This is a genomic window from uncultured Arthrobacter sp. (assembly GCF_902805515.1).
In the GTDB taxonomy this organism is placed as follows: domain Bacteria; phylum Actinomycetota; class Actinomycetes; order Actinomycetales; family Micrococcaceae; genus Arthrobacter_D.
Map to the genome: position 1 here is coordinate 1 of NZ_CADCTE010000100.1, position 10,218 is coordinate 10,218.

At 67.4% G+C, this 10,218-nt stretch carries 9 protein-coding genes; 7 read left to right on the top strand and 2 right to left on the bottom strand.

Annotated features, from left to right (window positions below; translation table 11 throughout):
• The 4 genes from QZX79_RS08850 to QZX79_RS08865 form a co-directional block, all read left to right on the top strand.
• The coding region (locus tag QZX79_RS08850; protein WP_294567650.1) for an LLM class flavin-dependent oxidoreductase at positions 1-659 on the top strand (659 nt) is incomplete at its 5' end.
• A gap of 16 nt (positions 660-675) precedes the next feature.
• A complete protein-coding gene (locus QZX79_RS08855; protein ID WP_294567652.1) occupies positions 676-1,734 on the top strand; it encodes a methionine ABC transporter ATP-binding protein in 1,059 nt (352 codons plus the stop codon).
• Entirely contained in the window at positions 1,731-2,465 is a 735-nt protein-coding gene (locus QZX79_RS08860; protein ID WP_294567655.1) for a methionine ABC transporter permease, read from the top strand. The genes QZX79_RS08855 and QZX79_RS08860 overlap by 4 nt, the downstream gene beginning before the upstream one ends.
• A gap of 69 nt (positions 2,466-2,534) precedes the next feature.
• A complete protein-coding gene (locus tag QZX79_RS08865; RefSeq protein ID WP_294567657.1) occupies positions 2,535-3,461 on the top strand; it encodes a MetQ/NlpA family ABC transporter substrate-binding protein in 927 nt (308 codons plus the stop codon).
• Between the two features lie 30 nt (positions 3,462-3,491).
• Here the strand turns inward: QZX79_RS08865 and QZX79_RS08870 are convergent, their stop codons facing one another.
• Complete coding sequence (locus tag QZX79_RS08870; RefSeq protein WP_294567659.1) at positions 3,492-4,049, bottom strand: uracil-DNA glycosylase; 558 nt, start codon at positions 4,047-4,049, stop codon at positions 3,492-3,494.
• A 416-nt stretch (positions 4,050-4,465) separates the two neighbouring features.
• On the opposite strand from QZX79_RS08870, the gene betA reads away from it, so the two are divergent.
• The 3 genes from betA (at position 4,466) to QZX79_RS08885 (ending at position 9,391) form a co-directional block, all read left to right on the top strand.
• Positions 4,466-6,142: a choline dehydrogenase gene (betA, locus tag QZX79_RS08875; protein ID WP_294567661.1), complete on the top strand. Its 1,677-nt coding sequence runs from the start codon at positions 4,466-4,468 to the stop codon at positions 6,140-6,142.
• Positions 6,143-6,167: 25 nt separating this feature from the next.
• Complete coding sequence (locus tag QZX79_RS08880; protein WP_294567663.1) at positions 6,168-7,673, top strand: aldehyde dehydrogenase family protein; 1,506 nt, start codon at positions 6,168-6,170, stop codon at positions 7,671-7,673.
• A 128-nt stretch (positions 7,674-7,801) separates the two neighbouring features.
• A complete protein-coding gene (locus QZX79_RS08885) occupies positions 7,802-9,391 on the top strand; it encodes an APC family permease (RefSeq protein ID WP_294567666.1) in 1,590 nt (529 codons plus the stop codon).
• A gap of 259 nt (positions 9,392-9,650) precedes the next feature.
• Here QZX79_RS08885 and QZX79_RS08890 read toward each other — a convergent pair.
• Positions 9,651-10,218, bottom strand: a 568-nt coding sequence (locus QZX79_RS08890; protein WP_294567668.1) for a glycine cleavage T C-terminal barrel domain-containing protein, incomplete at its 5' end; no start/stop codon positions are given.

Below are 10,218 nucleotides of genomic sequence, written 5' to 3' on the forward strand. Positions count from 1 at the left end.
GGGGGGCCGTCTTCGTGGGCTCGCCGACTCGAGCGATTCTGAAGGAGACGGTCAGCAAGATCCGCGACGCCGTCGAGGCCGCCGGGCGCGACCGCTACTCCGTGCGCATCTACACGATGCTCACCGTCATCACCGACGAGACCGAGGAGAAGGCGCACGCCAAGCACGAGGAGTACAAGAAGTACGTCAGCTACGAGGGGGCGCTCGTGCTGCTCTCGGGCTGGCTCGGCATCGACCTGTCGGTGTACGACCCGGATGAGCCGCTGGGCAATGTGAAGTCGAACGCCATCCAGTCGGCCGTGGCGAACTTCTCCAAGGTGGAGGACGACGGCAAGCCGTGGACGGTGCGCGACATCGCCGAGTGGGCCGGCATCGGCGGGCTTGGCCCGCGCGTCGTCGGCTCCGGCGCGCAGGTCGCCGAGGAGCTCCAGGCGTGGGTGGAGGAGACCGACGTCGACGGGTTCAACCTCGCCTACGCGATCACGCCGGGCTCGTTCGAGGACGTGGTGAAGTACGTGGTGCCCGAGCTGCAGAAGCGCGGCGCGTACCCCACCGAGTACGTGGAGGGGACGCTGCGGCACAAGCTGTTCGGCCGCGGCGACCGGCTGCCCGCCGAGCATCACGGCAGCAGCTACCGCCTCCAGCCCGCCGCCCGCTGACTCCAAGGACGACCCCATGATCTCCCTTCTTGAACTGACGAAAACCTACGGGCGCGGTGCGGACGCAGTCATCGTGCTCGACCGGCTCAACTTCGAGGTCGGCACCGGCGAGATCTTCGCCGTCACCGGACCGAGCGGCGCCGGCAAGAGCACGCTGGCGCAGTGCATCAACCTGCTGGAGCGGCCCACCTCAGGATCGGTGGTCGTGAACGGCGAGGACCTTTCGAGCCTTCCGGAGAAGCGGCTGCGGGCGGCGCGGCGGCGGATCGGCACGGTGTTCCAGTCGGCGAGCCTGTTGAGCCGGCGCACGGCATCGGAAAACATCGCCCTGCCGCTTGAATACCTTGGCGTGACGCCGGGGGAGATCCGGGCGCGGGTAGGGGAGCTGATCGACCGGGTGGGGCTTGGACCCAAGGCCCACTCCTACCCATTCCAGCTCTCCGGCGGGCAGGCGCAGCGCGTCGGCATTGCCCGGGCTCTGGCCCTGCGTCCCTCCATCCTGTTAGCGGATGAGGCGACGTCGGGGCTGGACCCGGACACCACGAGCTCGGTGGTGGAACTGCTGAAGCAGCTGCGGACCGACCTCGACCTCACCGTCGTCTTCATCACCCACGAAATGGACACGGTGCGGCAGATCGCCGATTCGGTGGCGCGGCTCGAACGCGGGCGGATTGTCGAGACCGGTCGGCTGGTCGACCTGCTGACCGACCACGGCTCCCCGCTGGGCAGGGCGCTGCAGCCACGACGCGGTTTTGCAGCGGCCGACGACGGCGCCGCCACCTGGTACGTCACCTACGACTCGACGGACGTGCCGGGGGACTGGATCCAGCGGGTTTCCGCGGACCTCGCCGTGCCGGTACACCTGCTGGGCGCATCGGTCGAAACGGTGCACGGGATCAATACCGGCAGTGCCACCTTGGGAATTGCGGCGGCGTCCGACGACGCCGTCCGGGCGGTCCTGGCCAGGTATGGGTTGAGCGGAACACCCGATGTCCGTCGGGAGCCCGGGCCCGGGGGAGCGCCGGTCTCACCGGTCCGGTCCGGGGCGGTTCCGGCACTGGAGGGTGCCGCATGAGCGCCGTCGGTGTTTCTTCAGTTCCTATTGGGTCGATCTATGTCCCGCGGGCCGACGTGCCGGTCGCCGAGCTTCCCGCACTGCTGCTGCCCGCCTACGGGGAAACGGTGCTGATGGTCGGCGTCGTGATGGTGGTCGTCCTGGCGGTGGGGACGCCGTTGGGGCTCTTGCTTCACAATGTGGCGCCGGGCGGGCTCTTCGAGCGGCCGGCGCTGCATGCGGTGCTGGGGTGGCTCATCAGCGTGGGGCGGTCGCTGCCGTTCCTGATCCTGATGGCGTCGATCGTGCCGTTCACCCGCTTCATCACCGGGACGAACATCGGGATTGCCGCAGCCGTGGTGCCGATGTCCCTGGCCGGGATTGCCTTCTTCACGCGGATCGTGGAGAACGCGCTGCGGTCGGTGCCGCCGTCGATCGTGAGGGTGGCCCGCGCCTCGGGCGGGTCGAACCTGCAGATCATGAGGTCGGCGCAGTTCGGGGAAGCGGTGCCGGCCGTGCTCGGCGGGCTGACCATCCAGGTCATCGCCATGATCGAGTATTCGGCGATCGCCGGGACGATCGGGGCCGGCGGGATCGGCTACGTCGCCGTGACCTACGGCTATCAGCGGTTCGATAACACCGTGATGCTCGCGACCATCCTCATCCTCGTGGCGACGGTCGCCTTCGTACAGGTCGCCGGCGATCGGCTGGTCCGCTGGGTGACGCCGCAGAAGCGGCTGCAGCGGGCCTGACCCACTCCTTTCTTTCCTTTTCTTTCCATTCCCGCGCTGGATTTCAGTGCGCCCTCGAAAGGCTTTGCCATGTCTGAAAACACCTCTCCTTCCCCGTCCACTACCCCCACCGGTTCCCCGGAACACGGCTTCACCCTGCGGAAGCGGCGCAAGGCGCCATGGATCGCCGGGGGTGCCGCCGTCGTCGTCGCGGCGGGCGCCTTGATCGCGGTGCCGCTGCTGAATCCCGAGCAGTCCGCCGCCGAGACCGAGGGCGCCACCCTGCTGGTGGCCACCGCCGAGGGCAACCATGCCGAGCAGGCGCTGGTGGAGTTCATCGATGACGAGGTGGCGCCGAAGTACGGGATCGACATCGAGTTCAAGGGCCTCAGCGAAAGCAACACCATCAACCGGGCGGTGAGCGAGGGCGAGGTCGCGGCCACGATCTACCAGCACAAGCTCTGGCTGGAGCAGGTGCTCGAGGCGAACCCGGACTTCCGGGAGACGGCGGTGGGCCCGGTGTTCCGGTGGGGCTTTGGCATCTGGTCGGACAAGTACAAGACCGTTGAGGAGATTCCCGACGGCGGAACGGTGTCGCTGTATTCGGATCCGGCGAACGAGGCCCAGGGGCTGTGGCTGCTGGAGCGGGCCGGGCTGATCACCCTGAAGGAGGGGGTGAACAAGTGGGAGGCGACGCAGAAGGACATCGCCGAGAACCCGAAGAACCTTCAGTTCCGGCTGCTGGACTTCGCGGCGCAGTCGAGGGCGCTGCCGGATCTTGATGCCGCGGTGGGGTACACGGAGTACTACACGGCGGCGAAGATTCCGCTGGAGCAGCAGATCTTCGCGCCGCCGGCCCCGGACGAGTTCGCCTCGCAGCTGACCGTGGGGACGGAGTACCTGGGCACAGAGAACATCAAGAAGCTCACCCAGGCGTTCCAGGATCCGGCGGTGCAGGAGTTCCTGGCGACGGATCCGGCGGTGAAGGGGCTGCTGCTGCCGATCGAAGAGGAGTGACCGGCATCCGGAATTCTCACGAGCGGACGCTTACCGGTCGGTGCGGACCAGCCTGCTGGCTTCCTGCATGGCGTGAAGAATCTGCCCGCGGTGATGCGGCCGCGTATTCAGGTTCGTGGCACTGGGGTGGGGCACCGCGGTCCAGTTGAGGCCTGCGGTGCCCGGGGACTGACGGCGCAGCATCTCCCAGCCCTCCTGGGCGAAGGCGCCCATCGTGACCACCAGTTCAAGGTCGGTGAAGAGCCCGATGAGGGATTCCACGTGCGGGCATGCTTCGAGGACGTCATCGCGCTTGGTTGCCTTGGTGCGGGTGCCCTCAGGCAGGTACCACGGCACGATGTTCCAGAGGGCGAACGCCGCCCGGTCCAGGCCGGCCTCATGCGTGAGCGCGTGAAGGTTCGCCGCGGTTGCATCGTTGTTGTCGATGGAGATAAACCCGGACCCGCGTGACGCCGAGGACCGGCTGCCGGGCGCCTCGAGGAGGAAGAGCACCCTGGCGTTGACACCTCCTCCGCTGGGGTCGAACCACGGGGCCGTGGATTCCGGATCCGCCGTCGAGCCCGTGCGGGCGTGGTTCAGCGACCGCACCCAATCGTTCAGCGGCCGGACATGGGGTTCGTCGACCAACTTGAGCTTCCGCTCGACTTGGGAAGGATCGCAATGGGCGCGCGGTCTGTCCGGCCAGACCTCGCCGGCCTCAACCGACACCGGAACAGCGACCCCGGCGTCCGGCGGCGCCACGGGCGCGGTTTCCTGGATTCATAAAGCCAACCTACATTCCTCACCGCGGGGAAAGGCCCAACAAACCGGTGACGTGAAGCAGGAGTATGCAGCTGTGCCGCGCCCATTCATCCTCGCGCGGGAGGCGTCGTAATCCAGACGTGTTGACACAAAATGTGATCCCTGTCATATTTTCCGAATAGCGCATTATGCATCAAGTTGTGCAATACGCAATTCGGCGGTTCCCCAATGGTCACACGACGTATGAGGAGACTTTTCGTATCATGGCAGAATCCGGTTACGACTACGTCATTGTCGGCGGTGGAAGCGCAGGGTCAGCGCTTGCCAATCGATTGAGCGCCGACGGTAACCGGACAGTCCTCGTGCTTGAGGCAGGACGCAGCGATTATCCGTGGGATCTATTCATCCAGATGCCGGCCGCCCTTACTTTTCCCAGCGGCAATCCGTTGTATGACTGGCGCTACCAGTCGGACCCCGAACCCCACATGGGGGGCCGCCGCATTGCGCACGCCCGCGGCAAGGTGCTGGGAGGATCGAGTTCGATCAACGGCATGATTTTCCAGCGCGGAAACCCGCTCGACTACGAGCGGTGGGGAGCCGACCCCGGAATGGACTCGTGGGATTTCGCCCACTGCCTTCCCTATTTCAACCGCATGGAGACCGCACTGGCCGCCGACGCCGACGATGAACTGCGCGGCCATTCCGGGCCGCTCAAACTCGAACGGGGACCGGCGACCAACCCCCTGTTTCGGGCGTTCTTCGAGGCGGCCCAGGAGGCGGGTTACCCGCTCACCGACGACGTCAACGGTTATCGGCAGGAGGGGTTTGCCGCTTTCGACCGGAACGTCCACAAGGGGCAGCGCCTCTCCGCCTCCCGTGCGTATCTCCGCCCCGAACTCCGCCGCCGCAACCTCACCGTGCGGACGCGGGCACTGGTCACCAAGGTGAACTTCAGCGGCAACACGGCAACCGGCGTCACCTACCGCCGGAACGGCCGGCTCCACACCGTGGCTGCCGGTGAGGTCATCCTTTCCGGTGGAGCCATCAACACCCCGCAGCTGCTGCAGCTCTCGGGGGTGGGCGACAGCACGCATCTTTCGTCGCTCGGCATTGAGACCGTCGCCGATCTGCCCGGCGTTGGGGAAAACCTCCAAGACCACCTCGAGGTGTACATCCAGCATGCGTGCACCGAACCGGTGTCGATGCAGCCCAACCTCAGCCTTTGGCGGTACCCGTTCATCGGGCTCCAGTGGCTGCTCGGCCGCACCGGCCCGGCGGCCACCAACCACTTCGAAGGAGGCGGCTTCGTCCGCTCGAACGACGAGGTCGCCTACCCGAACCTCATGTTCCATTTCCTCCCGGTCGCGGTGCGCTATGACGGTCAGAAGGCCGAAGCCAAGCACGGCTACCAGGTGCATATCGGCCCCATGTACTCCGACGCCCGCGGCACCCTGAAGATCACCTCCACGGACCCGACGGTCCACCCCTCCCTGCGGTTCAACTACCTCTCCACCGACCAGGACCGCCGGGAGTGGGTGGAGGCGGTGCAGGTGGCCCGGGACATCCTCGGCCGGCCGGCGATGTCCCGGTTCAATGGAGGTGAGATGTCGCCGGGGCCAGGCGTGCAGACCGACACGGAGATCCTTGAGTGGGTGGCCCGCGACGCAGAGACTGCCCTCCACCCGTCCTGCACGGCGAAGATGGGCCCCGCGTCGGACCCTCTGGCGGTGGTGGACCCGTTGAGCATGAGGGTCCACGGCACGGAGGGACTGCGGGTCGTCGATGCGTCGGCGATGCCCTATGTCACCAACGGCAATATCTACGCACCCGTGATGATGCTTGCGGAAAAGGCGGCGGACCTGATCCTGGGCAACGCACCCCTGGCCCCGCAGCACACCGAGTTCTACCGGCACGGCAGCAGCCCGCTGGCCCGCAGCTGACCCGCCCGTTGCCCCAAGGAGAACCATGACCGAGATCTCGACCCAACTCCTCCGCGGACTCTATGCCGACGGCGGGTGGCAGTTGCCCAGGGACGGCCGCACGCGCCACATCAGCAACCCCGCCGACGGCAGCCCCGTGGCCGTCGTCGCCGAGGGAACCGCCCCCGACGCCGAGGCGGCGGTCGCCAGCGCGCGGAAGGCGTTCGATGACGGCGGCTGGCCGCGGACTCCGGAAAGGGAGCGCGGGCGCGTCCTCGGGCGCGTCGCCGACCTCCTGGAGAGGGACAAGGCCGGTTACGCGCGCGCCGAGGCCCTTGACACCGGCAAGCGCTACGTGGAGGCGGAATACGACCTTGACGACATCATCTCCTGCTTCCGCTACTACGCCGGCATCGCCGGAACGGACAGCGGGAGGGTCATCGACACGGGCAACCCCGCGGCCCTCAGCAGGATCGTCCATCTGCCGGTGGGTGTCTGCGCCCTGATCACCCCGTGGAACTACCCGCTCCTGCAGGTCTCCTGGAAGGTCGCACCGGCCCTGCTCGCGGGCAACACCTTCGTGCTCAAACCCAGCGAGCTGACGCCGTCCACGGCGATCCTGCTGATGGAGACGCTGTCCGAGGCCGGGGTCCCCGCCGGCGTCGCGAACCTGGTCACCGGCACCGGCCCGGACGTGGGGGCCATCCTCACCACCGACCCCCGGGTGGACCTTGTGTCCTTCACCGGTGGGCTCGCCACCGGCAAACGGATCATGGCGGCCGCAGCACCCACGGTGAAACGGGTGGCGCTGGAGTTGGGCGGAAAGAACCCGAACATTGTCTTCGCCGACGCCGATCGGGAAGCCGCGCTCGACAACGCCCTGACCGCGGTGTTCCTCCACTCCGGCCAGGTCTGTTCCGCCGGAGCACGGCTGATCGTCGAAGAGTCGATCCACGATGACTTCGTGGCCGAACTGGCACGGCGGGCACGCACCATCCGCCTGGGCGGTCCGTTCGACGAGCGTGCGGAGGCCGGTCCGCTGATCTCCTTCGCCCACCGCGACAAGGTGCACGCCTACGTCCAGGCGGGCATCGCTGAAGGGGCGCAGCTCGTGTGTGGAGGATCCGTGCCGGACGATCCGGACCTCGCCGGCGGCAGCTACTATCCGCCGACCATCCTCGACGGCTGCACCACCTCGATGCGCGTGGTGCAGGAAGAGTCATTCGGGCCTGTGCTCACCGTCGAAACCTTCCGATCCGAGGAGGAGGCCGTCCGCCTCGCCAACGACACCGTCTACGGGCTGGCCGGAGCAGTCTGGACAGGAGACGCATCCCGAGCCCAGCGCGTCGCCGGGGCACTGCGCCACGGCACGGTCTGGATCAATGACTACCACCCCTATGTTCCCCAGGCCGAGTGGGGCGGTTTCGGCCAGTCCGGAAACGGCCGCGAACTGGGGCTCCTGGGGTTGGCTGAGTACCGCGAAACCAAGCACATCTGGCAGAACATCGAGCCCGGCCCCAGCGGCTGGTTCGGTGCAGCGGAAGCGGGCTGACAAGGACGTCTGCCCGCTGGAGGGCCGGCTCCGGCCGGCGGGTTCATCCGCACCCCAAGCGGAAGAGGCGAGCGCCGATCCGCGGCGCAGGCTGGCATCATCGTGCGCTATTTACCTTAGGAGCTCGGATGTTAGATCGGAATAGAACGGCCGATTCCAGCGGCATGGAGGAATTCGGCTACACCCAAACGCTTGACCGGAGCATTGGAAAATTCTCAAGTTTCGCCGCCGGGGTCAGCTACATTTCAATTCTCACAGGGGTTTTCCAGCTGTTCTATTTCGGCTTCGGAACGGCCGGTCCGGCCTATGCCTGGTCCTGGCCCATCGTCTTCGCCGGACAGCTGATGGTGGCGCTGTGTTTCGCGGAATTGGCCGGCCGATACCCCGTGGCGGGTTCGGTCTACAACTGGGCGAAGCGGCTCAGCACCGGGACCTGGTCCTGGCTGTCCGGCTGGCTGCTGCTCGTCTCCTCCATCGTGACCCTTGGGGCGGTCGCACTGGCCCTGCAGCTCACGATGCCGCAGATCTGGTCGGGGTTCCAGATGGTGGGCGACGGGACGGGACCCTACGACTACGCCGCCAACGGCGTCATCCTGGCCACCATCCTGATCGGCATTTCCACCCTGATCAACGCCTTCGGCGTGAAGCTCATGACCCGGATCAACAGCGTCGGGGTGTTCATCGAGCTTTTCGCCGCCGTGCTGCTGATCCTTGCACTCGGCTGGCACGTGGTCCGCGGGCCCGGGGTGCTGTTCGAAACCAAGGGGTTCGGCGCCGAGCACCCAATGGGCTTCCTCGGTGTCTTCCTGATCGCGGCGATGGCCTCGGCCTACGTCATGTACGGCTTCGACACCGCGAGTTCCCTCGGCGAGGAGACCAAGGACCCGAAGCGGACCGCGCCCCGGGCGATCCTCCGGGCCATCACCGCCTCATTCGTCCTGGGCGGGCTCATCATCCTCTTCGGCATTCTTGCCGCACCGGACGTCGACGACCCCAAGCTCGGGGCCGTTGACGGCGGCCTGCAGCACATCGTGCTCTCGGTGTTGGGCGGACCCTTCGGCAAGGCCTTCCTGGTCTGCATCGTCATCGCCATCACCGTGTGCACGCTCGCCGTCCACGCCGCCGCCATCCGGATGATGTTCGCCATGGCCCGCGACAACAACCTGCCGTTCAGCCGGCAGCTGGGCAGGATCCACCCCGTCCGGAAGACGCCGACGGTCGCGGCGATCGTCATCGGCCTGCTGTCGATCGTTCCGCTCCTGGTCAACATCGGCCGGCCGGCGATCTTCACCATCCTCTCAAGCATCGGCATCGTCCTGATCTACCTCTCCTACCTGCTGGTCACCGTACCGATGCTGCGCCGGCGGCTGCAGAAGAAGTGGCCGGTGGCCGACGACGGCGCCGGATCCGGCTTCAGCCTCGGCCGGTGGGGGCTGCCGGTGAACATCCTCGCCGTCCTCTGGGGCGGAGCGATGATGGTGAACCTCGTCTGGCCGCGGCAGGAGATCTATAACTCCGTGCCTCCGTTCGAGTGGTACCTCCAGTGGGGCGGGGTGCTGTTCGTCGGCGCCGCAATCCTCGGCGGCCTGGCCCTCTACCACTTCCGGATCCGCCACCGCACCGGAGTGCTGCCCGAACATCTCGCCCCGCAGCGCACGGTGACTGCTCCTCCACCCGAGGAGGACGGCCTGGATGCCGATCTCGAGGCCGTCCGCTAAGTCCTGAGCGTCCTCCAGGGCCGGATCCCGGCCGGCGGTGCCGCCGGCCCTCGGAAGGAACAGGGATCCGCCGGCCCGTCACAGCGAAGGCTCCGCCCCCTCAGGAGGCGGGGCCTTCGCCGTGCCGGGGTGTTCGGCCGCGGGCCCCCGAGCCAAATGGGGTGCTCAGCCGCGGGCTTCCACGACGCAGCGGAACCACCAGCTGATGACAAGGCCCCGCCTCCGTACGGAGGCGGGGCCTTCGTGGTGACGAAGCCGATCAGCCGCGCAGGCGCTCCATCGCCGGGTCGAAGAGGGGCTCGGCCGCCACGGTGGCCCGAACCCGCTCGCCGAAGTACTCAATTTCCACGGAGTCCCCCTCGGCCACTGCGGCCGGCAGCCAGGCGTAGGCGATGGGCCGGCCGATCGAGTAGCCGTAGGCGGCGCTCGTCACGTAGCCGGCGGCTTCGCCGTTCACATACACGGGTTCCTTGCCCATCACGACGGTTACGCCGTCGTCGACCGTGAGGCAGCGCAGGGCCCGGACCGCCGTTTCCTCCCGGCGGGCGGCGAGGGCACCGGCACCCCGGTAGCCCTCCTTGTCCTTGCCGACCGAGAAACCGAGCCCGGCCTCGTAGGGGTGGTGCTCGGAGGTCATGTCGGCGCCCCACAGCCGGTACCCCTTTTCCAGGCGCATCGCGTTGAACGCCCCGCGTCCGGCGGCGATGATGCCGTGCTCCTGGCCCGCCTCGAACAGGAGGTCCCACAGCCGAAGCCCGTGCTCCGCGGTGGTGTAGAGCTCCCAGCCGAGCTCACCGACGTAGGAGAGCCGCATGGCGGTGACCGGG